This window comes from Vibrio algarum, assembly GCF_028204155.1.
Lineage (GTDB): Bacteria > Pseudomonadota > Gammaproteobacteria > Enterobacterales > Vibrionaceae > Vibrio > Vibrio algarum.
Genome location: NZ_JAQLOI010000003.1, coordinates 121137 through 146610, shown reverse-complemented (window position 1 = coordinate 146610; position 25474 = coordinate 121137). Strand labels below are relative to the sequence as shown.

Here is a 25474-nt window from a genome sequence, read left to right as displayed (position 1 = left end):
ACAGTATGGTTATATAAAAATAGGCCCACCATTTTTAGTGGGCCGTGACAAATATCTACTTTAAAGCCCTGATAAGTTCATGACATAGTAGAACACGACTTCAAAGAAGCCGCTTTTTGTGATTTGGTGGATAAGTACGTTTTCTCAGTATTTTCTCTTAAGAATATAATGCCTTAAACTTGCAAAGGCACCTGTGTAGTGCTAATGCCGTTCGGTTAGTGCTAAATACTTCGTCATTCCCGTGAAAACGGGAATCTTGGCTGTACTAGATCCCCATTTTCATGGGGATGACGTCGGTTTTCGTCGGGATTACAGGTATAAATGACCTTAACCGAACAGCATTACCTGTGTAGTGCAGAGTTTTATAAAAACCGAAGAACGGAAACTTTTGCAATATGGGGTAATACGACCACTGGTTAAGAGAGAATCTACTGGGAAATTACGACTCTATTTAGATAAGTTGACTGTACCCTGAATACATTACTGTACAATACCAAACTAAAAGCTTACGCGGTATTCCTAACAATCAATTCGCCCGCGTAACGGTGTGTTTGTCCGGTTGCTTCCTCGCTTGTTTCTATTCTTTCGAGGATTTCATCTATAGCGTCATTTATCATTATTTCTAATGGCTGTCGGTACGAAGTTAACTGGAAAGAGGGCCATGAGGCCATAGAAATATCATCAACACCAATGACAGCCACTGATTTGTATTCCGGGTAACCCTTTAACCCTTCTAGCAGCCCTACAGCGATAATATCGTTTGCACAAAAGATCGCGTCTATATCCTTAAACTGGTTCATTATAGTGTTAGCTGCATTTAACCCTGATTGAAATGAGAATGTCCCCTGAACATATAGTGGAGGGTTTGCTCCGTGCTTGAGCAATCTATCCCTGAAGCCTACCCAACGTTCTTCATTTACCATGCTACCTTTATCACCGGCAAGGTAGGCCATGTGTTGATAGCCAGTGGCTTTTAGATAGTCTGCTATCTGCTCTCCGACAAGAAGGTTATCGGTACAAAAACAATTGCCTTTCACTTCATTAAGATATTGATTGATAAATGTAAGTTGGATCCCATAATCAAGGCATTTTTCCAGTAGTTTTCCACTTAGATGGCTGGTAGCGATGATGAGACCGTCGACCTGGTACTCAATAGCTTTATTGACCGCTCGTTCCATATTGTGGTTATCAGCAAGACAGAGTACTGGCTGTCCACCTTTTTCTTGAACAGCATAGGAAAGCTTACGGGTTATCTCATCATAGATCGGGTTTGTTTCGCTATCAGTGACGATTGCTATCAGACCAGAGCGTTTAGACGTTAAGCTTCGTGCAATTGCGTTTGGGGTATAACCTAGTTTTCGGGCTCCCTCTAGTACCATCTCTCGTTTCTTACTTGAAATACTGGCATTTGGATTAAAGGCTCTTGATACCGTTGACTGCGATACGCCTAAAATTCGGGCGATGTCTGTAGACGTGACTTTTCTTGGTCTCATTCGGTTTCCGTTCATTTTTATTATCCGCTTAACTGTAGCAGAAGTGAGTTCTTTTGTTTCATTACTTTTTTAAGCAAGAGTAATACCAGTTAGACAAATACTACTGGAGTTTGGGGTTATATAGGAAAGAGAACCCTAAGCTGGTTTATTTCGCATCATTTTAGTTCATGTCTGCCTTTCTCTGGTGCGACAAATGAATACGTATTCAATATATTTCATTCGTAATATTCATTGTCTACAAAAACCATTTATAACTTGTTGATATGTATGTATCTATCTGTATTTAAATAAAGTTATTTTTAGTTGGTACGCAACTTGCTTTAGGTAACGTAACGAGGCCTCACTGTAGTTTTGACTACGAATTCATATTTTAATGAATGGTGAGAGAAAGGATTTTAAAGATGCTAAGGGAGCACGTATGGCGTCCATATCATTAAGCAAGATTGATAAAACCTGGGATAGCACTAAGGTAATTGAAGACCTTAACCTTGAAATTAAAGATAAGGAATTTCTGGTACTACTTGGACCTTCTGGTTGTGGCAAAACAACAACCATGAGAATGATCGCTGGGTTAGATGAGCCTACTGAAGGTGACGTAGTTATCGATGGTGAATTGGTCAACGATGTCCATCCTCGCGATCGTGATATCGCCATGGTTTTTCAGAATTACGGTTTGTACCCACAAAAAACGGTTTACGGAAACATCGCTTTCCCTTTACTGATGAAAAAAGTGGAGAAAGAAGAACTCCATGCACGAGTAATCAAAGCGGCTAAACGTGTTGAATTGGATCAGCTATTAGAGCGTAAGCCTTCTCAGCTTTCAGGTGGTCAACGGCAAAGGGTCGCATTAGCTCGAGCTATCGTTCGTGAACCGAGGCTCTTTCTGATGGATGAGCCACTGTCGAACCTCGATGCTAAATTGCGTGTTTCTATGCGAGCTTTGCTTAAGAACCTACATCACGAGTTTCAACGAACTACAGTTTACGTTACTCATGACCAGATAGAAGCTATGACTTTAGCAGACAGAGTTGCCGTTCTTTATCAGGGGAAGATTCAACAACTTGATACTCCAAAAAACATTTATAACAACCCACGTAATTTGTTTGTGGCCAGTTTTATAGGGTCTCCTTCAATGAATTTTATAGAGGGCTCCGCGAAACGGGGAGTGTTTACCAGTAAAAACTGCAAAGTATCCGGTCTTGCGAATGTTTCTAATAGCATGGTGACCTTGGGTATTCGCCCGGAAGATATTCAAGTTGTGCCTTTAGCCGACGCGAGTCTTACTGGTGAGATCTATTCAATTGAAATGACAGGGGAGTCAACACTGGTAACACTTGGTGTAGAGGGAAACTTGGTGGTTGCACGAACTGACAAAAATTTCGAGGCAGAAATAGGCGACCCTATTGGATACAAATTCGATCACGACCACATTTTTTTATTTAATACAAAAACCGAGCAGCGAATTGATTTTGAACACAATTCACAACTGACCGAACTCACGGCATAAAATTTAAGGGACTAAATTATGAAAATGGGATTGACTAAATTAGCACTTTTTACTTCTCTGGTTTTCGCTGGCAGTTCAGCTGCTAGTTGTGACCTATCGGGTGTTGACGCTAAAGGGGAGCTCTCTTTGCTTTCAAACAGCTATCCGGTACTAAAATATTTTTCCGACAAAATGGAAAGTTGTGAGTCAGATTCACTACAGGTAAACAATAAGTTGGTGAGTGGAAGCTCGGTACAGGAACAGGCGCGTATTGTTTTATCAAGTCGTAGAGGTAATTCACCTTATGACCTCATTCAAGTATCTGCAAGTAGCTTTCACGAATTTCAGGCAAAAGAACAACTCCAACCAATCACCGATTTGGTGAAGAAGTATTGGGATGAGTATGAGTTAGCGGATATTTCACCAGAAGTCTGGGATTTGGCTACTGTTGACGGTGAGATTTATGCTGTTCCTTTACAGATGAACATGCAGCAGTTCTTTTACCGTGAGGATGTTTTGCAGCAATATGGGCTTAAAGTACCCGAGACTTACGACAATGTAGTAGAGGTTGCGGCTAAGCTACAGGAGGCTGGCATCAAATACCCAATATCTCAAGCCATGGGTAAGGGGTGGAATCTGGCGACAGAATTTACCAATATCTATCTCTCTCTCGGTGGTGAGTATTTCGATAAAGATGGTAAGCCTTTATTTAACAGTGAAAAAGGTGTGAAGGCAGCTGAAATACTTAAGTCACTTCTTCCTTATATGTCTCCAAATGCGCTCTCTATGTCAAACGATCTTGTGATGGTTAATTTCCAGCAAGAGAAAGCAATTATGGGTAACGTATGGGCGACCCGTGCAGCTGAAATGGATAATGCTGAAGTTTCAAAGGTTGTGGGAAAGGTTCAATATTCCTCGGCTCCGGTAGCCAACAACATGACAACAATTCCATCCACCAGTATTTTCTGGGACGGGTATGTTATTCCAAAACGTGTCGAAGAAGATCGCGAACTTATCTTTAAAGTACTGATGGAAATGTTGAAGAAAGACTCTATGGCAGGCGCGAGTCATTTGGCATTTTTAACACGTAACTCGGCTAGTTCAGTGGAAGGTGAAAAGTACCGTTACCTCGAAGCAATGCGTGACATGGTGGCAAAAGGTGCCAAAGCCTTCCCAACTCAGCCTTATTATACTTTGGCGCACAACGAGATAGGCAGTAAGTTACCGGAGGCTTTGAAAGGTAACAAAGATATCAAGCTCGTTTTGAATGATGCGGCGAAAGCATATTATAAAGAAGCGAAAGCGAAGGGCTTTTGGAGTAAGACTGATGATGAAGTTACGCAACTTTCTTGCGTTTTCCGGTCCTTCAATCATATCGATGGTGCTGTTGATGACAGCGCCACTGATCATGACACTTTACTTATCGTTGTATCGCTTTAATTTTAAAGGGAACCTTCGCTGGGTAGGGTTGGAAAACTATGTTGATATTTTGTCTGATCCGGAGTTCTGGCAGGCGTTTGAATTTACGTTCATTTATACCATTACAGTTACATTGAGTGTTCTGGTATTTGGTTTCCTAATTGCTTTAGCTTTAGGACGTTTACAAGGAAAAATCCGCGGATTCTTTATGGCGGCGACATTGCTTCCATTTGTGGTTACCCCGGTGGTAGGTACTCTGATTTTCTCTTGGTTGTTCCAGGATTTTGGATATTTTACCTACCTCTTGAACCTATTAGGGATTGAAGTGTACTGGTTCAGCGGGACGCTGGAATCAAGAATGTTGATAATTTTCTATGGCATATGGCAGGTAACCCCTTTTGCCGCGATCGTTTTCTTTGCTGGTTTGCAGGCGATACCACAGGACACCATTGAGTCATCGGTATTAGATGGCGCACAAAGTCTTGATCAGATAAAGCATGTGGTGATACCGGCAATACAGCCTTTAATTCTGTTTGTTTCCATGATTTGCATAATGGACGCTTATCGTTTGTTTGATGCGGTCGCCATTATGACTGGCGGGCTGAACAACACAGAAACACTGATGTATTACAACTACCGTATCGGTATCGTTCAGGACGCAGTGGCTAAGGGAAGTGCTGTATCTGTACTCACTATGGTAGGAATCTTTGTTTTCCTGATTCCGTTTTTATATATGACCTATAAAGAGCAAAAGGGGATTCGCCAATGATGTCACGTCTGTTTAAAGATAAAACTATCTTTGTTTATACCGCGTTATTGGTATGGTTGGTTTACTGCACATTCCCGTTCTTCTGGACCATTATGACGTCCATAAAGGATCCTGTAGATGCTTTTTCGACACCTCCTGTTTGGGTTTTCGAGCCAACAGCTGCGAGCTATGCTGCGCTCTGGTTGGAGTTTGGATTCAGCACTTTTTTATGGAACTCAGTGATTGTCACAACTGGCGTGGTTGTTATCTCGCTTTCTATTGGTTGTCTGGCTGGATATGCCTTGGCGAGGTATCCGGGGAAGCTAGGTTTTTGGCTGCTGATGATCGCATTAGTGTTTCGATCGCTTCCACATACGGTATTTTTGATCCCATATTATGAATTTACCCGTATGGTCGGTCTTTATGATACCCATATCGTTTTGATTATGATTTTGGTTGCAATTAACCAGCCGTTTACAATTTGGATGATGCGTTCATTTTTTATGAATATTCCAAAAGAGCTGGAAGAGTCGGCCATGATGGATGGTTGCAATCAGTTTCAATCTTTTATAAAAGCCATCGTACCCGTAATGTGGCCAGGCATTATCACCACAGGTCTATTTACTTTCCTGCTGGCGTATAACGAATTTCTCATTCCACTGACTTTAACCGCAACGAATGCGTCAACTATGCCAGTTGCGATCTCTCAATTTGGCGCTGACGACATCAAATACTGGTCAATGAGTGCAGCGGGTGCAGTCTCAATTACATTACCGATAGTCGTGCTTATTGTGATATTCCAGAAACGCATTGTTTCCGGATTGGTCGCTGGGGCAGTGAAAGGATAATTTGACAGGAGTGAATATGAAACGTCCAGAACAGGCAATTTTAACCAAGGACAATGACCTATCCAAAACCGAAGAGACTCTTCAGGTTATCGACGCCATGGTCGACGGTTTGAATGACCATGATATCGAGAATATGGGCCGCTTTTTTGCAGAGTCTTTTCGCTGGATGGGTAATGGTGGATGCGGGTTTAAAAACGGTCTAAAAGAGTTTCAGCAGCATTGGCAAAAACCGTTTCAGGCTGCGTTTTCAGACAAGGTGTGCATTGACGAAGCCCGCTTAACTCAAGGGCAATGGTGTGCAGCATTTGGTCGACAGGAAGCGATACACTCGGGGCCGTTTATGGGCATTGAACCTACGGGTAAAAAGGTGATTATTCGTTACATGGATTTTTGGAAGGTTGAAGACGGTAAAATTGTCGATAACTATGTCACTGTAGATTTCCCAAGCATAATGATGCAACTTGGCGTAGACCCATTTAATGGTCATGGCTGGGAAAATATGGATAGTGAACAAGGGCCTTTGATGCATACCGATAAGGTTCTTTGATGAGCATTCACAAAAAAACCGTGAAGTTATTGATCGTCTCAATTCTGCTATGTATGACTTTGAGTCAGAAAAAGTAAAAACACAGTTATATGAAACTTTTACAGCAGACGCGGTAATTCAATTAGCTTACCCTTTTGAGACTCTTTCTAGTGCTTCAGCGCTTTGGTCAGACGTGTATAGATCACTTAACAATGCGATACCCGACCTTGAAAAGCGAACTTACATAACAATGGCCGGAAGTTCTAATGATGCCGACTGGGTAGGTTGTGCTGGTTATTATACCGGGGCGTTTCTCAATAGCTGGCTAGATATTCCACCGAACGGGCATCAGGTATCTATGCGTTTTCATGAGTTCTATCGTATTGAAGGCGGGAAAGTCGTTGAGATGCAAGGCTTATGGGATATTCCAGAGCTAATGATGCAAGCAAGAGCCTGGCCGATGGCTCCAAGCCTTGGTAAAGAATGGAATCCGCCTGCTCCCGCAACATGCGATGGCATTATTACTTCAGAATATGATGCAGTACAGGCTGAGCAAAGTCTAACTCTGGTTGGAGAGATGCTCACAGGTTTGTCGCGTTTTGCAGAAGGCGGTGTAGAAGCGATGGAACTGGAAAAATACTGGCATCCAAAGTGTAGTTGGTATGGCCCTTCCGGTATTGGAACATGTCGAGGTATTTCTGGGTTCCGTAATTGGCATCAAATCCCTTTCTTAAAAGCAATGCCAAATCGTAGAACCATTGAGAATAATGGTTACTTATTTGCTGATCAGAACTATGTGGCATTTACAGGTTGGCCAGGTATGGCAATGACGGTTTCCAACGATGGTTGGTTAGGGATTGCCCCTTCAAGTAAAGAAATAACCCTAAGAAGTCTCGATTTTTGGCGTTGTGAAAATGGGATGATTAGGGAGAACTGGGTACTTGTAGATATTCTCCATGCCTATGCTCAGTTAGGTGTTGATGTACTTTCACGGATGCGTGAGTTTAATAAAGCACGTTACCAACAGTTTGAACAGTAGTAAGGATAGTCCGTTATGATGAAAGGATTTGATGAAAAGTGGAAAGATTTTCCCGATTATATTTTGGGGATCACTAAAGAAATTTGGGAAGACAGACAATTACACACCTTAAATCGCTACTATGCTAAAGATGTTATTGTCCGTACACCTCTAACGATATCTCAGGGTAATACGGGAGTGATAAACAGTACTATGGAAGTATTGGCTGAATTCCCTGATAGGACATTATTAGGTGAGGATGTTATCTGGTCTGGTGACGATGAGTCCGGCCTGTATTCCTCACATCGTATTATTTCTACAGCAACTCACCGGGAAACCAATAAAAAAATCTTTTTCCGTATCATTGCCGATTGTCACGCTCTGAATAACCAAATTGATGATGAATGGTTGATTCGTGATCATGGGGCTATCGCAAAGCACCTTGGGATGACAGCTAAAGAACAAGCCATTAAGGCTATTGAAGAGTCTGGTGGTTTGGAACAATGTCCGTTCCCGTTTACTCCAGAGAAAGATTTTCAGGGTCCTTACACTGGTGTCGGTAACGATAACGAGTGGGGAGAAAAGTACCAGTCAATTCTACAACGAATCATGAATGCTGAGTTCTCTGTGATTCCCCAAGAATATGATCGAGCTTGTCTTGCTGAATACCCTAGTGGTACACAAGCGTGCTCTCATCTACAAATTGACGATTTTTGGATGCGGTTGAGATCAGCATTTCCTAATGCAGAATTCAAGATTCATAACCGAATAGGACGAAACGATGAAATGATGTCTCCCCGGGCTGCAATCCGTTGGTCGCTTCAAGGTAAGCACGAGGGGTATGGGCATTTTGGTGCTCCTACAGGAGCACAGGTTTATATCATGGGGGCGGCACACGCTGAATTTGGTCCCTGGGGGGTTCGTCGTGAGTATGTCTTGTTTGATGAAGTGGCTATTTGGAAACAGATCTTATTGAATTCAAGGCATAGAACAAATAGCTGACTGATTTTCTCAGTCAAACCACGCATAAAATGTCCTAACCTGAGTTTCTGGCAATACGGTTGGTTATTAAACATATCGGAAACGAAATTACTGACATGATTACAGACCCATTATTTTACCTGACAGCGGTTCCCGCTGTCCTAATCTATGGTATTGGAAAAGGCGGACTTGGCGGTGCTCTGGGCATAATATCAGTGCCTTTGATGGCCTTGACGACGTCACCAATAGAGGCGGCGGCGATTTTGCTACCACTTCTGTTTTTTATGGATATTATTGCTATCTATCATCACGCTCGTAACTGTGATTATCAGCAGTTAATGGTCATGCTGCCTTCTGCTGTGGTGGGTATTTTTATCGCCGGGTACTTTCTTAGTGTCACTCCAGAGTATGGTCTGGAAATTTTGATTGGTATCCTTTCTGTTCTGTTTAGCCTCCAGTATGTTTTTTTCAGTAAAGCTAAAGCTGTACCTGGGAAAAAACAGGGCTATTTTTGGAGTTTGTTAAGCGGATTTTCTAGCACAACGATTCATGCCGGAGGTGGGCCAATAAGTATTTACCTCCTACCGCAGCAGTTAGGAAAAATGCAGATGATTGGCACTATGGCCGTGCTGTTTGGGGCGATGAACTTTTTTAAACTGATTCCTTATATCTGGTTAGGGAAAATGAACACAACTAATCTTTCGACTGCTCTAGTTTTGTTTCCTGTCGCACCTATTGGTGTCATGCTCGGAATATGGATGTTAAACAGAGTCAGCCAAAAGATGATATATCAGATGTGTTATTTCTTTCTATTTATATCGGGAATTAAGTTGTTCTGGGATGGCATTCAAGAGCTTCCTTTTTAGTCCTCTTAGTTCTGTGGCCAAAGATTTTAAATGGATTGCATTATGAGTAAATATAGAGAAATAAAACGTATCGTCCTTGGGTATTTCGATGCTATGGAAAACGCAACACCGGAATCAGTTGCCTCCGTCTTAAAGGAATATGTCAGCGAAGACTATCTGTGGCGTGGCGTTTATCCATTCCGTGAACAACAAGGTGCTGATGCTGTTGCTGAAGTATTTTGGACACCAATGATGAAATCTATTACACGTTTGCAACGTCGTCAGGATATTTTCATCGGTGGTACTAATGAAATCAGCGGTGAACAATGGGTAATGAGTATGGGTCACTTTATGGGACTCTTCGATGCTGGTTGGTTAGGCATTCGTGCGACAGGTAAAATGATGAGTATTCGTTATGCCGAATTTACCTGTGTTGAGAATGGTAAAATCACAAAGTCTGGTTTGTTTATGGATCTTCTTGGTGTAATGGAACAGGCTGGTTGCTATCCGCTACCGCCATCAACAGGTCGCCACTTTGTTTATCCTGGTCCACGTGATCATAACGGTTTGTTGTTTGAAGATGCACCTGAAGAAGAAGGCGTTGCGACATTAGATCTTGTGAACAAGATGGTTGATGATCTGAGTGCACTGAACGATAGCGGTGCAATGGGTTGTCCTCCTGAAGTACTTGAAAAAAGCTGGTCGAAAGACATGATCTGGTATGGTCCTTGTGGTATTGGTGCGTCTTATACTATTCCTCGTTACCAGCAGCAGCACCAATTACCGTTCCGCAATAACCTGACCGACAAGAAGTTTAATGGTCATGTTTGTCGATTTGCTGAAGGTAACTTTGCTTGTTTCTTTGGTTGGCCAAATCTGTCAAATACACCGATAGGTGGCTTTCTTGGTCTGCCTGGTGGTGAGATTCGCGCAGACATGCAGGTGGTAGATGTATATTATCGCAAGGGGGATAAGTTATCTGAAAACTGGGTATTTATCGATCTTCCTTATTGGCTAAAACAGCAAGGTTTAGATGTGTTTGAGCGTACACAACAGATCATGAACCCAGAACTTTAAAGTTAGAGAGGTAGCTTGATTGATCACGCCCTTTAACAAGGGAGTTACTTGCGCTTTATCCCTATCTAGGAAGTTTGCAATTTCAACCACAGTATATTGTGGTTTTTGTCCATAATTTTACGCACTCGAACGTGCATTGGCGCAATATCTAATTCAAGAGCTTGTATTTACACTTTCTGATGACTTTTAACGTCGTGTAGCCGTTTAAACAAGCAATCTAGCAATTTGTTGTCAGGTGAGATAATACTCCAAAACACATTGGTTGACATTGTCAACCAATGTGTTTATAGTTGACAATATCAACTTAATTGAAAGCTAGTTAAAGACTGGAGAGCGCGATGACGGCACAAGCTGTGATGAATGATTCATTTGTTGGTCAAAAGAAGACACCTTTTGTCCAAAAGATATTGGTTATGTTAGGCATGATAAGCCTTATGGGTGGCTCGATCACCGGTACAATGACATTCCTTAATCTCGGATTCACGGACACTTTCTATATTGATTGGGCGACGAATTTTTTAACTGCACTGGTGACGGTGATTCCATTAGGTTTTATGATGATGGCGCTGTTAACCAAAGGTGCAGAGGTACTACTACCAAAAGTCACAGAAAAGGTACGCGATGTACTAGTAGGTGTATCTATGGCTCTGATCATGGAATCAGGTATGGCTTTTATTAGTGCATATAACCATGTTGGTTTGGATAACCAACATGAATTTGTCAATGCATGGATGGATGGAGTACTGGGAGCGCTCCCTGTAGCTCTGGTTCTTATGATCTCTATTTCACTGACGATTAAGCCGAAAGTTGAGAAGTTCCTAAAGAGCTAACTCTAGATTGTATACCATCATACAAAAGACAAAGGTTGCGAAAACGGCTAAGTTTTTTAAAAGTCTGGCAATATATTGGGATAAATTACCTTCTCCGTTAAAGCCAATATTAGGTACTGTCAAGTTAACCGAACCTGAGGCAGTATTTCAATATACACAGATATAAAAGACATCGATTGCCCTTGATACCATTTGATATTCTATCTGGTTGTACTACCGTTATAGCCAGGTACTGCCATGAATTATCGTGTGCGCATCAATCCAACCTTCACAACACACTACGATAATACCCGATATTTAAATGCCTCTAGAGATTGAGAACTGGCCTAGTTTACCTCTTTGCATCAGAGTCGTTAGTCTGTTTTTAGAGGTCAGAGTTACTTATACATGTGCTCATACCCATCAATATAACTTTCCCACTTTGGAGGTGTTCCAATAACTTCCCGTACCGTTTCTATGAATAATTTAACAGCAGGGGTTGGGTTTCTATGTGGATAAACGGCATATATTCCCCATTCATCGTTTGGCAATTGATAGTTAGTCAGCAATGGAACCAGTCCAAGATCTTTGATATTCCTATCTAACGTGAACAGCGGTCTGAGAAGGTAGCCTAATCCCATATCTACTGCTTTGGTCCACGCGTTGACATCATTTACTTCAAATCGACCTTGCAGATCGTGCGTTTGCATGACGCCGCTATGGGGAGAGCTTGAAATAGTGAGTCTGTTCAGTTTGTATTCACCATTGTTATAGATAACTGATGGCAGTTTGATTAGCTCATCTGGCGTCTTAGGGTACCCATACTTGTTTATAAAGTCTTGTGAGGCAAGTATTGCCATTTTATTGTCAGCCAACTTTCTAGCAATTAAGTTTGAGTCTCTCGGTGGGCCTATTCGAAAAGCAATATCGAATCTCTCCCTAATGAGGTCAGAGCGTTTGTCTTCCAAATCCAGTTTGATATCGATGTCAGGGTATTTGTCGATAAAAATATGTACAGCTTTCTGAAGGTACATATTCCCAAACTGAGTAGGACTGGTGATTCGAAGTAACCCTTTGGGCTTTTCATGATATGACTTTGCTATTCGAACGGTGTTAATCAGCGTTTTTCGAATAACCTCAGCCTGTTTGGCTATTTTGTCACCCGCATCGGTTGTTGAAATGGATCGCGTAGAGCGATTGAGCAGGCGCACGCCTAATTCACGTTCTAGCGATATAATTTGTTTGGAGACGACTGAAGGGTCTATATTTTGAGCATTCGCGGCTTTTACAAACGAGTTTTTTTGTACCACTTCTAGAAATAAATCGAGCTTGCGGGCTCTATCCATAAAAACCTCGAAACACAAAATCCGTGCAATATCATAAGGAGAGCAAATGAGAAGAAATGATGGCTTAAATATAACCAATTGATAAAACTGTCTAAATTTAAGCGTTATTCAATGTGCCATCTAGTCGTGACTGGCACATGTTGTTTACAATTCTGGATTTTTAGCCGTCCACGCTTTATCCAGTTCATCCGTGCTATGGTTGAGGTCTCTCTTCATCAGAGTTTCCAGATCCGCGTGCCTTTTTTGGTAGTGAGAAATGTAGCTTTCCTTTTCACTTTGCAGTTTGTGTAATTCTGGCATCATTTCTTCATCTTTTTTATTGAATATACGAGCCAAACGATAAGCTTCGTATGGGTCAGTACCAAGTTGTTGCAATGCATCTTGCCCTAAAGCGATGGCGCTACCAAACGTTTCTCTTCGGATGTTGTCTATATGTAAGTCCATTAACTCAAACGCGGCTTGCCGATCGTCGGCGTTAACGATTATTTTTAAGTGGGGGTAGTGTTTCTTAGCAAGTTCGATTAATGACCGTGACTTCTCAATATCACCAATAGTTATGATTAGAAGCTCGGCTTCGCCAGCACCTGCAGCCTCGAGAAGATCCAAGCGCGTAATATCACCATAGTAGACCTCAAAACCTAATTTCCTTAATACATCTATGTTGGAAGCGTTATGATCAACTATGACTGGCTTGATACCTGCGGACAGTAAGAATCGCCCCAGATCAGTACCTAAGCGTCCAAATCCAGCAAGAATAACTTTATGGCCATTATGTTCAATTGTGTCATCATTCTGGCAGGCATTATCTTCATCTCTGCTGCTCTTGACAGATTTTTCGTAAGCCATAAATATAAGAGGGGTAAGGAACATTGATATCGCTACCGCAGAGATAAATGGTTCGATCGTTTCTGCAGGCAGGACGCCATTCGTTTTGGAGAACTGAAATAACACGAAGGCAAACTCACCTCCCTGTGCCAATGCAACGGCAAATAGCGATCGTTCTTTGCTTGGCATTTTGAAAGCTAAACCTGTCACGACTAGCACAAGCCATTTGATAAAGATAAGTCCGGCGGTAATTCCAGCAATGAATATGGCGTCGTCAGCTATAAGGGTAAAGTTCAAGCTTGCCCCGATAGAGATAAAGAAGATACCAAGCAATAGGCCTTTGAAAGGCTCGATATCACTTTCTAATTCATGACGATATTCGCTGTCTGCTAGTACTACGCCTGCTAAAAAAGTCCCAAGCGCTGGAGACAAGCCAACGACCGTCATTAGTAACGAAATACCAACAACCAATGCAAGCGCTGCTGCGACAAATATTTCTCTAACCTGCGTTGCCGCAATTGCTCTGAAAATAGGCCTTGTGGCGTATTTACCTAAAAGGAAGATAGAAAAAACAGCGAGTAGAGTAGTGATGAGTTGGAGAGAACCAGGCAGCGAGCCGATATCAATCAACACCGATGCATGATGACCTTCATCGTGAGAGGTTTCCGTCGCTAGCAGCGGCAAAAAAGCCAACATAGGTATAACGGCAAGATCTTGAAAAAGTAGTACGGAAAAAATAGAACGTCCTGAACCCGTATTCATCAAACCTTTTTCTTTTAAGGTTTGAAGCACAATCGCCGTAGAAGACAGAGACAAAATGAGACCAACCGCCACCGCTTGCTTCCATGGCAGGAAAATAAACGTCGCGACAATGATCGCGATACTCGACAGTGCCACCTGTATTCCACCCATACCCAGTATCGGAGTTTTCATCTGCCAAAGTAGGGATGGTTTCAACTCTAGACCAACGAGAAACAGCATCATTACGACACCAAACTCCGTGAGGTGCATGACATCTTCAACATCGCCGATAAGAGATAGGCCAAATGGACCAATCAAGATCCCTGCGATTAGGTACCCAAGTACAGATCCCAGCCCCAACTTTTTTGCGATTGGTACGGCAATAGCAGAGGCCGCTAGGAAAATAAACAGTTGTAATAAGAAGTATTCCATATTAAGGCCTTAGGATCAGGTTATCGAGACGGTGGTTGAGCAGTGGTTCATCTTTAGCTTGCGCAATATCAAACCTATCATCACGCAGGGCAATGATTAAACGGCAGTACTCTTCAGCGTACGCTTTTAATTGTTCTTCTGGTAACCCTCGGTGTACGCCCATCACGGCAAAGGGTGGAAGGGCAGTCATATGGCAGAGATTAGCGGTTGCGCTAAATGGAGAAGTCAGTTCCCCAATAGTAAACAGGTTTGCACCGTTAGGCTGGTATGTAGTGGTATCCCCACCAGCGGTAAGAGCTTGAAAGAAAATCTTCCCTTCTAGTGCTTTACCTTTCGAACCGTAGGCCCAACCGTGCTCTAGCACTAGGTCTAACCACTCTTTTATGATTGCAGGGGCTTGATACCAGTAAAATGGATGTTGAAAGATTATCACGTCATGCTCTTCGCATAGTTGTTGCTCACGAGCTATATCAATGTGAAAATCAGGATAGGTTGAGTAGAGATCATTGACGATCACGCCTTCTAAATTCTCGACCGCAACCTTAAGCGCAGCATTGATTTTGGAACGCCCTTTAGCCGGGTGGGCAAAGTTGATTAAGATTTTTTTCATCATAGTCTCCAAAATAAAGCGAACTTAAGTTAATACCTAGTTCGGCTAGTGATGAGTTATTGGATGCCAAATATTGTTTGGCGAATCAACTACCACGCAAATGTTTCAATGACGTTTTTCTCTGTCACAGGATTGTAGGCAATCTGCTTATTTATATTTTCCAAAAATGGTTCTCGTGCAGCAGGCCATGCGCCCCGCATCGAAGAAATATTGTTTCCGTGATCACCCCAGTAATAACAATCGAAATCGTCCATATTTTCCAGAAGGTATTTTTCTTCTTCTAAGATCTGTAGTGGGCTTGGTAATGTAAATTCATTGCGTGCAATCTCTTTTTCTAGCTCTGAGCCGGGTTGTACTGCTAGTGCCATTGGTGCTATTGCATCAGGCTTCATGATATTTAGTAGGCTAGTGGTATTGACTATGTGGTCTGTTGAGCGCTCTTTGCCACCCATACCAAAAATAAATGACGCCAAAACTCTGATATCGGCCTCTCTGGCCATTTCCATGCCTTCAATAGCATTTTCTCTGGTCATACGCTTTTTAATACGCTGTAACACGATAGGATCGCCAGATTCAAGACCAGAATAGGCAGTGGTTAGTCCTGCAGAACGCATCTCTTTTAATTCAGAGACACTCTTACGGCGAAAGTCGTTGAAACCTGAATAGAGAGCAAGATTCTTAAGCTCTGGGAACAACAATTTTATCTTATCCAACACCTTGAGCAGATTCTCTGTACGCATCGCCATTACGTTGCCATCAATGAGGAAGATTGACTCTACGTGCGGGTTAGCTCGTCTTGCTTCTTCGATATCGAGAAAGATATCCTCTATGTCTCTTACACTAAAGCGTTTATCGTCGAACATGGTGCAAAACGTACATTGATTGTTACTACAGCCCAATGTTGTTTGAATGAGTAAACTGTGTGCTTCCATCCAAGGGCGATAAATTTTACCTTCGTAATGCATAATAAATCTCTGATGTAATAAATGATTGCACAGATGTTAGCAGTAGGAGGGCTCTGTGATAATTGAGCGAAATAGCGAATCAGTTTTAAAAAATATTTAATAATGATTGTAACTTGTTGTTTATTAATAATTAGCGCGATGTATACCAAATGGATAGCCGATAAACACCTTCGTTAAATAATAATATTGGTATGGAAATGCTCGATCATAATTATATAAAAATGCAGAACATTGTTTTTAATTACACACTATTTTAGTGTTGTCTTTACATAAAAAACTGGACCGTTTAGTTCTTCAGTTTCCTCTATTTTAATTTTTTACCCAAGTTTTCTTTACCAATAAATTACCTGTAAAGTAGAGGGAGGGTTTAACTCTTCCTACTTTACAGGTGATTATTTACTTAATCACGACCCATCATAAAAAACTGGTCATCTGGGCGCACCGCCAGTAAGTCCATCATACGATTTGAGAGATTGAAAAACGCAGTTATACTACCTATATCCCAAATATCTTCATCGTTGAGGCCATGAGAGCGCAGAATTTCAAAATCTTCTGCTCCTATGGTTGAAGGCTCCTTAGTAATTTGCATCGCAAAGTTAATCATGGCTTTTTGGCGAGGAGTAATATTGGCTTCGCGGTAATTCACCGCAATTTTTTCTGCAAGGTATTTGTCGCCAGATTCAAGGCGAAGTACTGCACCGTGAGACATTACACAATATGTACAGCCATTATAGTTAGAGAATGCGATAATAAGCATCTCTTTTTCTGCAGCAGTAAGCCCACTTTCTTTGCCCATTGTTGCTTCATTGTAAGCGAGGAAAGCACGTAATTCTGCTGGGCGATGCGCAAGAGCAAAAAATACATTAGGAACAAATCCAAGCTTTTCTTGGAAAGCTAAAAATGTGTCTTTAATATCTTGAGGAAGAGTATTAAATTCTGGTACAGAAAAGCGGCTGATTTTGGTTTCTGGTTGATTCATTATTTGGTCCTTTGACGTTGAAAAACCTGCAATAGCGCAGAGGCACTTATTATAATTACTATCACAATAATAATAATAAGGTTCAAAGTTAAATCAGTTTTTAAAATTTATTGATAATCCTTATTGTTAATAGTGTTATTAATATAAGTAAAATATCATGATAAATTATTTAGTTCATTTATTGAGTAGTGTGAAAAATAACATATAAGATAATGGTTTTATTATTACTGCTAGTTAAGAAGTGGTCTATTGGGAAACCACGTTCCAATTAAGTTAAGTTGACATTACCTTATTTAGAGTTGAGCCGCTCGTCAAAAAGATTAATGGCGGAAGGCTTTGCTCAAAACCTAAGATCTCGAAATGGAGTAATGGTATTGAAACCTGGCGGTTTGTTATGCCATAGCATATCCGAAAGCATTAATGAGTAGCCAAAATGGTAGAGGCTCTGCATGAACTCCGAATCGAATAGTTTGTCTTTAGACTCCTTTTTGTTTAGAGACTCGTCAACAAAGGCGAAGTGAAAATTCATATTGGCTGCTGTTGCTTTCTCATAAATCCTAAGTACGTCACTGCGACCTTGGTATTTCATCAGTGTATAAATGGACCGCTCAACTACATATGACAGGCTATGTTTTGAGGTAGACCATTGCGGAAGAAATTCGCCATTGGTAATGACATACACATTGGCATTTTCTCTCTCACCAGTATCGGGGGTCCAGTCTCCTTCGAAAGTTACAGCATCATTGAAACAGAATACCTGACGGGTTACGCCGCCATCTACGTGGAGTTCCTGATAAGTTTGTCCGTTAATTTCTATATCCACTTGAACTGGTGGAAATAGACCTGGAATTGCAGCTGAAGCCAATATGATATCTTCAAATAATTTTTCAGAAACTTCTGTTCCTATCATGGCAATTTCGCCCAGGTTCCAGATAGACAATCGTTGACTATCTAAATGTGTTGAACCTACTAATAGCAAGCGACCTTTTTGGTACTCTTGTGCGACTTTTTTTAATATCTCTGGCGTTAACGTCTCTCTGACTTTATCTTGCAATGGTGCGGTATCTAGAAGCGAACTTTTGTTTAAGATCGAAAAAATGTTATGTGCATTAAAGATATCTTTATCTTCAGTCTTGGTATAAAGATCGGTTAACACATGATCATATTCCAAACCTAAATAGGCAAATACAGCAACGATTGCTCCAGTACTGATACCCGTTACCGTGTCGAATTCGGGGCGTTCTTCACTATCGCTCCATGCATTCAATATTCCGCTTGAGAACGCACCATTTCCGCCGCCGCCTGAGATTGCGAGAAAATTGTACTCTTTCCCTGGGTGCCAACGTAGGTTGTTTTGATATGCATATAGTTCGAAGATGCCGTCCTCAACGTCTCCCCAGTATCGAATATTGTTGTTATTGAACACGCGTGCATCAGACTGAAGATATTCAGGTACAGGAGTATGTTTTGGTTTTGAGCTACATCCCGATAGAAATATAGCCAGAATCAGGTAACCAAAAACGGATCTTATTTTCATTTGTTAACCCTAGTAGCGTCAGCAGCCTAATCTTTTTAGAGTTAGGCTGCTTTTGTCTTATTTATTGCTTGATTTACTTTTCATAAGACGCTGATATAACGAATCTTTTAAAACTGAACGCTGGTGTTTTAATTGATGCATAGACTCATCAATAATTGGTGCATCTTCTAGCTCTAGTGTACGGATTTCATTGTCTATTGAGTCGTATTTTTTTGTATCTTCAGCAAACGTACTGTTGCTTTCTACAAGTTTAGCTATGAGCTTTTTAAGCTCGGGAAATTCGTTAACTAATGAGTGGTTTTCGCCTAACATGGTTTGTCTCTTTCTTATTGGTGAATTGAAATACTTGCTTGCGTTCGTTGAAAATACTGGAACTGTCGGTTGCGTTATTACTTAGTTATTAATACTTAACGATTAGTATTTAGTAGCTAGTCAGCGAAACTTATCTTGTCTATTCCCAGTATATTTTTGTTATAGCGTTTTCTCCGCCAGAATTTTATCTAGAACAGCAACAAGTTTTTGATTTTTTGTTGAGTTAAGAGCATCAGGATGTGGTGCTGTAAATTGGTTAGAATCATTGTCGTAGTATTTACCTGAAGCATTAGAAAACTCCTCAGAAAGCGCAGCACGACAAAGAATATCAGCTCCGATACTTAGGTCACCGCCAGCTACGCCGTAAGCTTCTTTAACTAACTTGCTCCCAAGGAAAGAAGCGGGATTAACTGCAATGATCACAGGTCCTTTCTCTTTTAGTGAAGTAGCCATATCAACAGACCACATGGTAAGTGCTAGCTTACTCTGTGCGTAAATCGGACCATCAGATGGACCTGCATTGGGGCTGGCCAGAGCGCTTAGATTCACCGGTGATTGCGCAGCAGATGATAGGTTAACTATTCGACCTGAACTGCCAAATAGGTGTAATAGGCGTTGAGTTAGAAGGTACGGGGCAATGGTGTTTACAACAAAACGCACATCTAACCCATCTTTTGTTGTTACCTGAGGTACCTTGTAGACACCAGCATTGTTGATCAGGATATCTAGCTTTTGATGCTTAGCCATAACTGCAACAGCTAGCGCTTCAACGTCAGCGATATAAGAAAGGTCTGATACGTAGCTTTCAACTTTTCCGTTACCAGGAAGTTCAGATAGCAATTTCTCAACCTTTGCTAGTTTTTGAGGATTTCGACCGTGAATGAGCACATGGTGACCCTTTGAAACCAGCATTTTTGCCGTCTCAAGACCGATGCCATCAGTTGAACCGGTAACAAGAATAACTTTTTGCATATTGTTTTCTCCGTTTATTGCTATACCTAAACTATCTCTCTAGGCTTCCGGAGAAATAGCTTGGGTATATTCCGGGAAGTGTGGCTCCCCGGAATAAAGTTTAAGGTTAAACTAGTGTTAGTTTATTTCCTGAACATTAACAACTAAATCTTCCCAGTTGCGTTGGTTTTCAATATCGTGCTCCATACCTTTCACATCAGCTACAGTGAAACGTTTGATCGCAGGAGTTTGGCTAGTAGCCTGATATAGCCAGTAAGCCTCTGCTCTTAGAGCTTCAGCAATTGGCTTGTCGATGGATTCGTATACCGCTTGCTTACAAGCGTTGATAGATTCTGCCGGGAACAGAGCGATACGTTTCGCAAGTGTATCTACGTATTCGCCGATCTCTTCAGGGTCAAGTGCTTTGTTGATAGTGCCGTAAGCTTCAGCTTCATCTGCAGTGAAATCGCGTGCACTTAGGATTATCTCTAGAGCGCGACCAAGTCCAGCCTGACGAGCCATACGAGATGCACCACCACCACATGGTAAGATACCCATGCCAACTTCCATCTGCATTAGTTTATATTTACCACGAGCAGCAAAACGCATGTCACATGCTAGAGCAAACTCATGGCCGCCCCCGCGAGCAAAGCCTTCTAGTTTCGCGATTGTTGCTTGAGGTAATTTGCTGATGCGCTCAAGTACAACCTGAAGGTCTAGCAGTTTTACATCTTCGCGAGATACTGCCTGCGTAGACATATCTTTAAGAAGGTTAGTGTCGTAGTGACAAACCCAGATTTCAGGATTTGCAGATTGAAACACAACTACTTTTACAGTGCGGTCGCGCTCTAAGCGCATTGCAAGGCCCATAAGGTCTTCCAGCATCTCCTGACCTTGTACGTTTACAGGTCCGAAGTCGAAAGTTACTGTAAGGATTGCGCCTTCTTGCTCTGCGTTGAATGTTGTATAGCCTGTATAAGCCATCTTTATATTCCTTGTTCAAAATTGTTTCATACCCGTCATACATGGATCTGCTGTTGTGCTACTTGCATTTCCTATATTAAGGGTGGATAAAAGTTAAGAGTGTTTGCCCCTTGAGTTCGAAATTAGATTAGCAAGGCTTTGGGTCACTGATAATTGGGCAAATCGCCAAAAGAGTATTAAAGAAAATTTAATAATCTGAATAAAATTACATTTTATATAATAAATTTATTAATAATTAATCTTGTCCCTCATTAGATGAAGTGAAGAAGTATTGATGCTCTTTTGATTATTAAAAAAAGTTAAAACTGATTCTTCACTATGGTGAATTATCATTTGATCTGTGCTGCATATACTTAGTCCCACGCAATCAAAACAAAGGTTATTTCTTATGAAAGCTATGGTAATTCGTGAATTTGGTGGTACTGAGGTATTTGAATCAGCTGAACTGGCTAAGCCGGAAGCAAAAGCAGGACAAGTATTAGTACGCGTAGCAGCAACTAGTGTTAATACCATCGATATGATGATTCGTGATATGGGTGATGCATTACCATTCCATCCTAAAACCCCTGCAATTCTGGGTATGGATTTCGCGGGTACAATTGAAGCTATCGGTGAAGGAGTGACGGACTTTATTGTAGGTGATGAAGTCTTTGGCTGTGCGGGTGGCTTGGGTGATCTTCCAGGTGCACTTGCTGAATATATTCCAGCAGACGCTAGGCTTGTTGCTCATAAGCCGAAAAATCTTTCAATGAAAGAGGCTGCTGCACTTCCGCTAGTAGGTATTACGGCTTACGAAGGGTTGCAACGCTCTGGTATTAGTAAGGGCCAGAAAGTTTTGGTTCACGGTGGCGCTGGTGGTGTTGGTCACATCGCACTACAATTGGCTAAATACTTTGGTGCAGAGGTTTATGCAACGGGTGCAACTGGAGAGCAGGTAGAATTAATTGAAAGACTTGGCGCAACCGCTATTGATTTCAAAGCTGAAGCAGTTACTGACTATGTTACAAAGTATACTAAAGGTGAAGGTTTTGATGTTGTTTTCGACTCTGTTGGTGGTGCCAATATCAATAACTCCATTGAAGCCGCAAAGCTAAACGGTCAAATTGCAACAACGTTAGCATTTCTTGAGCAAGATTTGACGATGATTCATATGAAAGGATTATCACTACACGTTGTGTTTATGCTTATCCCAATGATTCATGACTTTAAGCGTGAAGCACACGGTAATATCCTGAGCGAATTGGCTAAGATTGCTGAAGAAGGAGCGCTCTCCCCGGTAGTTGATGAAAAGAGTTTTACTCTATCTGAAGTTGCAGACGCTCATGCTTATTTGGCTAGTGGCCAGGCTATTGGCAAAGTTGTTGTTGAAGTAGAATAATACTTAGACCTAGCGCTTATAGTGAATGTTCTGGCTGGAATTTTTGCTTGGATTAAGCTCAACGTGAGTTGTTCTTGCACACTATAACTCGACATCAGGGTCAACAGACCTTAGGTTAATTGGTAAAATAGATGAATATTGAATATCTCAAATTGTTTGTAAGACTTGCTTCTACGCATAATATTAGTCAAGCAGGACAGGAGTTAGGGCTTTCTCCGCCTGTTGCTAGTATGCATGTTAGCAAGCTTGAAGAAAGCCTAGGAGCTCGTCTCGTTCACCGAACGACTCGTAAAGTATCGTTAACGGAAGAAGGTATGGCATTTTTACCTCATGCAGAAGAGATTCTTATGTGTGTCGATGCTGGCCGTGCTTCTGTCGGCTCTGGAGACTCTCAGCCTAAAGGTACATTAAGAATTACTGCGCCTGCTTCGTTTGGTCGTATGCACCTTATGCCTGCACTAAAAGGTTTTTTGGCAAAGTATCCGGGTCTTTCTGTTGATATACGTCTGACGGATTCGATTGTTGATTTGGTTGAGGGTGGATTCGACGTTGCTATTCGTAATTCTGAGCTTCAAGATTCCAGCCTAATTGCGAGAAAACTAGCGACTGACAAAAGAATAATGTGTGTATCATCGGACTATATTGCGGAGTACGGTACACCAACTACACCAGAAGATTTGCGAAATCATAAATGCATAAACCAGGCTGGGTTGGAAACATGGACGTTTAACTCACCTAATGGGCCGCTAAATATCAAGGTTAAAGGAAATATCCGAGTGGATCATGGTGAGGCGGTCAGAGACGCTTGCGCTAATGGCATGGGTATTGCTAAGTGCGCGACTTGGATAGCGTACGAGCATCTGGAACGAGGAGACCTTGTTAGGATTCTTGAAGATTACACATTGATTGATGATGCTGCTATCTGGGCAGTTTACCCTAGCTCAAGGCTCGTTGCCCCAAAAGTTCGAGCGTTAATTGATTACTTCGCGCAATATTATGGCACACCCCCATATTGGGATATGTGGCTAGAAGCTAAAGATTGAATTTCAATCAGACGAAATATGTGCTCCTGTAAGTGCACCGAACCTGAGGCAGTATTTCAATATACACAGATATAAAAGACATCGGTGTCTACTTCATATTCTGGTACAGAAAAAACGGGATGGAAATGCTATAAAGCGTTTCCTCCGTTTAGTTAAGAAAACAGCCCCTATATTGATGTTCTTGAAAGCATCGATTTTATTTGTGGCATAGCCTGTTTCGTTGCAATGTAACCTGCTTCTATCGCTTGCGCTTTTTCATCAAAAGCGGCGCTGCCACTAGGCTCATAATTTGGTGTAATTACAATATCAGCGTTGTCGAGCTCTTGTTGAGATAATCGGCAGCTTTGCATTCGAAATGCTGCAAGGGTTATTTTGCTTGCTGATATTTCTGGCTTTGGCTGATTGTGACAGTATATATCGATAGCAATCACTTTTTTGCACCCAATTTTCTGGCGGTGTAAACGGGGACAACACTGAACACACCACCATCAACAAGGATATCTCCATTATTTTCTATGGGGACAAAAGCACCTGGGATTGTGGATGAAGCTTGAACGGCATGACCAGGATTTCCAGAACGAATCATGACAGTTTCCTTAGTTGTCATGTTGGTTGCTGTCACTGCTACTGGAATGGGCATTTCTGACAAGTCATCGTAATCTATGTACGAGTTTATCCACGCAGATAACTTTTTGCCGTTCACTAAGCCCTTAGAAGAAAACACAAAGTCAGCAATATCAGACATATGGACTTTCTCGATGGCTAGCTCTATCTCTTCAAGTTTCATTCCTGAAGCGTAAAGTGTTGCTGCGATAGAGCCCGCTGACGTACCACTGACAACATCTGGCTTGATGCCTTCTTCTTCAAGAGCTTTGAGCACTCCTAAGTGTATAAAGCCACGAATACCGCCTCCACCAAACGCAATTCCCAGTTCATATTTCTCCCTTTCTACAGGCGTAAGGGGCATGGTATTAAGATCTTGATAGATATTTGGTGATGAACAACCTATTAGTAAGTACATCGCGAGAGCCAGCGTCAGATTCTTAAACATAACAGGTCCCATGCGCATTGCTTAAAGCGGCCAATTGAGAGACGTTTTTTCGAGTGATAGTTGCCAAAGCCTTGTTGCCGCCTCTTCATCAAGAGCAACGTCATCAAGCTTGTTTTCACCAACAGGCCCAACAGTATCAGCTCGTTTAGTCGGCCCATAAAGCTTTGCGTTTTCTAACCCTTGTTCGGTTGCACACATTACTTCAGGCCATGCTCCTTTTTCCGCTGATTGAGCGACGACTCGAGACATGACAGACCATAGAACCTTATTAAAGGTACTTGCTGTGTCCATTAGTAAGTTCGTGCGGGAAGCGCCAGGATGACAGACTTGAACTTGCACATTTTTCCCTGCTAGCTCAATGCGGCGTTGAAGCTCATAGCCAAACATCATCTGAGCTAGTTTACTTTGTGAGTATGACTCCCAGGCTGTGTATTTACTATCAAAGTTAAGATCTTCGAACTTGATTCTCTTCAGCCCCATTTTGTAACCGTTACTGCCAACTATAACGATGCGCCCTTTAGACTCTTCAAGGCGATCAAAGACAAGACCACAAAGCAAGAAGTGGCCAAAGTGGTTGACTCCGAGTTGACTCTCAAATCCGTCAATAGTGATCTCTTGCTTTGCTACCTGCGCAATAGCGCCATTACAGATCAGTGCATCTATGGTTGTCGTTGCTTCTAAGAGTTCTTCTGCTGCCTTGCGCACTGAATCAAGCTTACTTAAATCAATATGTATAAAATGTACATCGATCTGATTGCCTAAAGAGCCCTTCAAATCGGCGATAGCTGTTGCGGATTTACTTGGGTTTCGGTTCATCATGATGACTCTTGCACCCTTAGAAAGTAAGATTCGCGATGCTTCAAAACCAGCGCCGCTATTTGCACCAGTGATGACATATGTCTTACCTGCAAGTGAGCCAATATGCTCTGGAGTCCAACCTTTATTCTCAAATTTATTTATCGCCATAATGTGTACCTTTGTGGTTATGTTGAGCGTTTTGATAGTGCAGCAATTTAATGTACATGGAACTATCAGTGGTGGTATTTTTGTCTGGAATGTAATATAACTCT

25 protein-coding genes are annotated in these 25474 nt (G+C 41.7%); 12 read left to right on the top strand and 13 right to left on the bottom strand.

The features are described from left to right. Window positions 1–506: 506 nt before the first annotated feature. Window positions 507–1493, bottom strand: a complete 987-nt coding sequence (locus PGX00_RS15965; RefSeq protein WP_272138411.1) for a LacI family DNA-binding transcriptional regulator — start codon at window positions 1491–1493, stop codon at window positions 507–509. Window positions 1494–1911: 418 nt separating this feature from the next. Here PGX00_RS15965 and PGX00_RS15960 point away from each other — a divergent pair, with 418 nt between their 5' ends. The 10 genes from PGX00_RS15960 to PGX00_RS15915 all read left to right on the top strand — a co-directional run bounded on the left by PGX00_RS15960 (window position 1912) and on the right by PGX00_RS15915 (window position 11271). Continuing rightward, the gene (locus PGX00_RS15960) at window positions 1912–3000 is read left to right on the top strand and encodes an ABC transporter ATP-binding protein (protein ID WP_272138408.1); all 1089 of its coding nucleotides are present in this window, start codon (window positions 1912–1914) and stop codon (window positions 2998–3000) included. Window positions 3001–3018: 18 nt separating this feature from the next. Further along, window positions 3019–4419, top strand: a complete 1401-nt coding sequence (locus PGX00_RS15955) for an ABC transporter substrate-binding protein (RefSeq protein WP_272138405.1) — start codon at window positions 3019–3021, stop codon at window positions 4417–4419. Continuing rightward, window positions 4370–5167, top strand: a complete 798-nt coding sequence (locus tag PGX00_RS15950; RefSeq protein WP_272138403.1) for a carbohydrate ABC transporter permease — start codon at window positions 4370–4372, stop codon at window positions 5165–5167. Before PGX00_RS15955 ends, PGX00_RS15950 begins: the two co-directional genes overlap by 50 nt. After that, window positions 5164–5994 (top strand): carbohydrate ABC transporter permease, encoded by an 831-nt coding sequence (locus PGX00_RS15945; protein ID WP_272138401.1) that lies wholly within the window; start codon window positions 5164–5166, stop codon window positions 5992–5994. Before PGX00_RS15950 ends, PGX00_RS15945 begins: the two co-directional genes overlap by 4 nt. A gap of 16 nt (window positions 5995–6010) precedes the next feature. Further along, window positions 6011–6541, top strand: coding sequence for an ester cyclase (locus PGX00_RS15940; RefSeq protein WP_272138399.1), 531 nt, complete (start codon window positions 6011–6013; stop codon window positions 6539–6541). A gap of 49 nt (window positions 6542–6590) precedes the next feature. After that, window positions 6591–7559 carry an ester cyclase gene (locus tag PGX00_RS15935; protein WP_272138397.1) on the top strand — a complete coding sequence of 323 codons (969 nt, stop codon included), beginning with the start codon at window positions 6591–6593 and terminating at the stop codon, window positions 7557–7559. An 18-nt stretch (window positions 7560–7577) separates the two neighbouring features. Next, window positions 7578–8540 (top strand): nuclear transport factor 2 family protein, encoded by a 963-nt coding sequence (locus PGX00_RS15930; protein ID WP_272140871.1) that lies wholly within the window; start codon window positions 7578–7580, stop codon window positions 8538–8540. 95 nt (window positions 8541–8635) lie between these two features. After that, window positions 8636–9385 carry a sulfite exporter TauE/SafE family protein gene (locus tag PGX00_RS15925; RefSeq protein ID WP_272138395.1) on the top strand — a complete coding sequence of 250 codons (750 nt, stop codon included), beginning with the start codon at window positions 8636–8638 and terminating at the stop codon, window positions 9383–9385. Window positions 9386–9427: 42 nt separating this feature from the next. Then, a complete protein-coding gene (locus tag PGX00_RS15920) occupies window positions 9428–10441 on the top strand; it encodes a nuclear transport factor 2 family protein (protein ID WP_272138393.1) in 1014 nt (337 codons plus the stop codon). 338 nt (window positions 10442–10779) lie between these two features. Further along, window positions 10780–11271, top strand: coding sequence for a DUF2798 domain-containing protein (locus PGX00_RS15915; RefSeq protein ID WP_272138391.1), 492 nt, complete (start codon window positions 10780–10782; stop codon window positions 11269–11271). A gap of 377 nt (window positions 11272–11648) precedes the next feature. Here the strand turns inward: PGX00_RS15915 and PGX00_RS15910 are convergent, their stop codons facing one another. The 9 genes from PGX00_RS15910 to PGX00_RS15870 all read right to left on the bottom strand — a co-directional run bounded on the left by PGX00_RS15910 (window position 11649) and on the right by PGX00_RS15870 (window position 20932). Further along, window positions 11649–12596 carry a LysR family transcriptional regulator gene (locus PGX00_RS15910; protein WP_272138388.1) on the bottom strand — a complete coding sequence of 316 codons (948 nt, stop codon included), beginning with the start codon at window positions 12594–12596 and terminating at the stop codon, window positions 11649–11651. Between the two features lie 144 nt (window positions 12597–12740). Continuing rightward, complete coding sequence (locus PGX00_RS15905; RefSeq protein ID WP_272138387.1) at window positions 12741–14594, bottom strand: monovalent cation:proton antiporter-2 (CPA2) family protein; 1854 nt, start codon at window positions 14592–14594, stop codon at window positions 12741–12743. A gap of 1 nt (window position 14595) precedes the next feature. Continuing rightward, complete coding sequence (locus PGX00_RS15900; protein WP_272138386.1) at window positions 14596–15204, bottom strand: NAD(P)H-dependent oxidoreductase; 609 nt, start codon at window positions 15202–15204, stop codon at window positions 14596–14598. Window positions 15205–15293: 89 nt separating this feature from the next. Continuing rightward, on the bottom strand, window positions 15294–16169 hold the full coding sequence (locus PGX00_RS15895; protein WP_272138384.1) for a radical SAM protein: 876 nt from the start codon (window positions 16167–16169) through the stop codon (window positions 15294–15296). Window positions 16170–16569: 400 nt separating this feature from the next. Further along, window positions 16570–17148, bottom strand: coding sequence for a peroxidase-related enzyme (locus PGX00_RS15890; protein ID WP_272138382.1), 579 nt, complete (start codon window positions 17146–17148; stop codon window positions 16570–16572). 340 nt (window positions 17149–17488) lie between these two features. Then, complete coding sequence (locus PGX00_RS15885) at window positions 17489–18685, bottom strand: patatin-like phospholipase family protein (protein ID WP_272138380.1); 1197 nt, start codon at window positions 18683–18685, stop codon at window positions 17489–17491. A 57-nt stretch (window positions 18686–18742) separates the two neighbouring features. Beyond that, window positions 18743–18997, bottom strand: a complete 255-nt coding sequence (locus PGX00_RS15880) for a YdcH family protein (protein ID WP_272138378.1) — start codon at window positions 18995–18997, stop codon at window positions 18743–18745. A 159-nt stretch (window positions 18998–19156) separates the two neighbouring features. Further along, window positions 19157–19969: an SDR family NAD(P)-dependent oxidoreductase gene (locus PGX00_RS15875; protein WP_272138376.1), complete on the bottom strand. Its 813-nt coding sequence runs from the start codon at window positions 19967–19969 to the stop codon at window positions 19157–19159. A gap of 117 nt (window positions 19970–20086) precedes the next feature. After that, complete coding sequence (locus PGX00_RS15870; RefSeq protein WP_272138374.1) at window positions 20087–20932, bottom strand: enoyl-CoA hydratase/isomerase family protein; 846 nt, start codon at window positions 20930–20932, stop codon at window positions 20087–20089. Between the two features lie 388 nt (window positions 20933–21320). Between PGX00_RS15870 and PGX00_RS15865 the strand changes: the two genes are divergently transcribed. Both PGX00_RS15865 and PGX00_RS15860 read left to right on the top strand, forming a co-directional pair. Next, entirely contained in the window at window positions 21321–22310 is a 990-nt protein-coding gene (locus PGX00_RS15865; RefSeq protein WP_272138372.1) for a zinc-dependent alcohol dehydrogenase family protein, read from the top strand. Between the two features lie 131 nt (window positions 22311–22441). Then, the gene (locus PGX00_RS15860; protein ID WP_272138370.1) at window positions 22442–23353 is read left to right on the top strand and encodes a LysR family transcriptional regulator; all 912 of its coding nucleotides are present in this window, start codon (window positions 22442–22444) and stop codon (window positions 23351–23353) included. Window positions 23354–23520: 167 nt separating this feature from the next. Here the strand turns inward: PGX00_RS15860 and PGX00_RS15855 are convergent, their stop codons facing one another. The 3 genes from PGX00_RS15855 to PGX00_RS15845 are packed head-to-tail and all read right to left on the bottom strand — an operon-like array spanning window position 23521 to window position 25370. Beyond that, entirely contained in the window at window positions 23521–23784 is a 264-nt protein-coding gene (locus tag PGX00_RS15855; protein WP_272138368.1) for a hypothetical protein, read from the bottom strand. After that, the gene (locus tag PGX00_RS15850; RefSeq protein WP_272138366.1) at window positions 23781–24404 is read right to left on the bottom strand and encodes a patatin-like phospholipase family protein; all 624 of its coding nucleotides are present in this window, start codon (window positions 24402–24404) and stop codon (window positions 23781–23783) included. Before PGX00_RS15850 ends, PGX00_RS15855 begins: the two co-directional genes overlap by 4 nt. 21 nt (window positions 24405–24425) lie before the next feature. Then, the gene (locus PGX00_RS15845; RefSeq protein ID WP_272138364.1) at window positions 24426–25370 is read right to left on the bottom strand and encodes an SDR family oxidoreductase; all 945 of its coding nucleotides are present in this window, start codon (window positions 25368–25370) and stop codon (window positions 24426–24428) included. Window positions 25371–25474 lie beyond the last annotated feature (104 nt).

Bases quoted from the DNA above. Each gene is read 5' to 3' on its own strand.
- PGX00_RS15955 (WP_272138405.1), top strand. From the start codon at position 3,019: ATGAAAATGGGATTGACTAAATTAGCACTTTTTACTTCTCTGGTTTTC.
- PGX00_RS15930 (WP_272140871.1), top strand. From the start codon at position 7,578: ATGAAAGGATTTGATGAAAAGTGGAAAGATTTTCCCGATTATATTTTG.
- PGX00_RS15960 (WP_272138408.1), top strand. From the start codon at position 1,912: ATGGCGTCCATATCATTAAGCAAGATTGATAAAACCTGGGATAGCACT.
- PGX00_RS15950 (WP_272138403.1), top strand. From the start codon at position 4,370: ATGACAGCGCCACTGATCATGACACTTTACTTATCGTTGTATCGCTTT.
- PGX00_RS15845 (WP_272138364.1), bottom strand. From the start codon at position 25,370: ATGGCGATAAATAAATTTGAGAATAAAGGTTGGACTCCAGAGCATATT.
- PGX00_RS15935 (WP_272138397.1), top strand. From the start codon at position 6,591: ATGTATGACTTTGAGTCAGAAAAAGTAAAAACACAGTTATATGAAACT.
- PGX00_RS15910 (WP_272138388.1), bottom strand. From the start codon at position 12,596: ATGGATAGAGCCCGCAAGCTCGATTTATTTCTAGAAGTGGTACAAAAA.
- PGX00_RS15865 (WP_272138372.1), top strand. From the start codon at position 21,321: ATGAAAGCTATGGTAATTCGTGAATTTGGTGGTACTGAGGTATTTGAA.
- PGX00_RS15880 (WP_272138378.1), bottom strand. From the start codon at position 18,997: ATGTTAGGCGAAAACCACTCATTAGTTAACGAATTTCCCGAGCTTAAA.
- PGX00_RS15920 (WP_272138393.1), top strand. From the start codon at position 9,428: ATGAGTAAATATAGAGAAATAAAACGTATCGTCCTTGGGTATTTCGAT.
- PGX00_RS15940 (WP_272138399.1), top strand. From the start codon at position 6,011: ATGAAACGTCCAGAACAGGCAATTTTAACCAAGGACAATGACCTATCC.
- PGX00_RS15860 (WP_272138370.1), top strand. From the start codon at position 22,442: ATGAATATTGAATATCTCAAATTGTTTGTAAGACTTGCTTCTACGCAT.
- PGX00_RS15925 (WP_272138395.1), top strand. From the start codon at position 8,636: ATGATTACAGACCCATTATTTTACCTGACAGCGGTTCCCGCTGTCCTA.
- PGX00_RS15890 (WP_272138382.1), bottom strand. From the start codon at position 17,148: ATGAATCAACCAGAAACCAAAATCAGCCGCTTTTCTGTACCAGAATTT.
- PGX00_RS15900 (WP_272138386.1), bottom strand. From the start codon at position 15,204: ATGAAAAAAATCTTAATCAACTTTGCCCACCCGGCTAAAGGGCGTTCC.
- PGX00_RS15885 (WP_272138380.1), bottom strand. From the start codon at position 18,685: ATGAAAATAAGATCCGTTTTTGGTTACCTGATTCTGGCTATATTTCTA.
- PGX00_RS15945 (WP_272138401.1), top strand. From the start codon at position 5,164: ATGATGTCACGTCTGTTTAAAGATAAAACTATCTTTGTTTATACCGCG.
- PGX00_RS15850 (WP_272138366.1), bottom strand. From the start codon at position 24,404: ATGTTTAAGAATCTGACGCTGGCTCTCGCGATGTACTTACTAATAGGT.
- PGX00_RS15870 (WP_272138374.1), bottom strand. From the start codon at position 20,932: ATGGCTTATACAGGCTATACAACATTCAACGCAGAGCAAGAAGGCGCA.
- PGX00_RS15915 (WP_272138391.1), top strand. From the start codon at position 10,780: ATGACGGCACAAGCTGTGATGAATGATTCATTTGTTGGTCAAAAGAAG.
- PGX00_RS15895 (WP_272138384.1), bottom strand. From the start codon at position 16,169: ATGCATTACGAAGGTAAAATTTATCGCCCTTGGATGGAAGCACACAGT.
- PGX00_RS15875 (WP_272138376.1), bottom strand. From the start codon at position 19,969: ATGCAAAAAGTTATTCTTGTTACCGGTTCAACTGATGGCATCGGTCTT.
- PGX00_RS15905 (WP_272138387.1), bottom strand. From the start codon at position 14,594: ATGGAATACTTCTTATTACAACTGTTTATTTTCCTAGCGGCCTCTGCT.
- PGX00_RS15965 (WP_272138411.1), bottom strand. From the start codon at position 1,493: ATGAGACCAAGAAAAGTCACGTCTACAGACATCGCCCGAATTTTAGGC.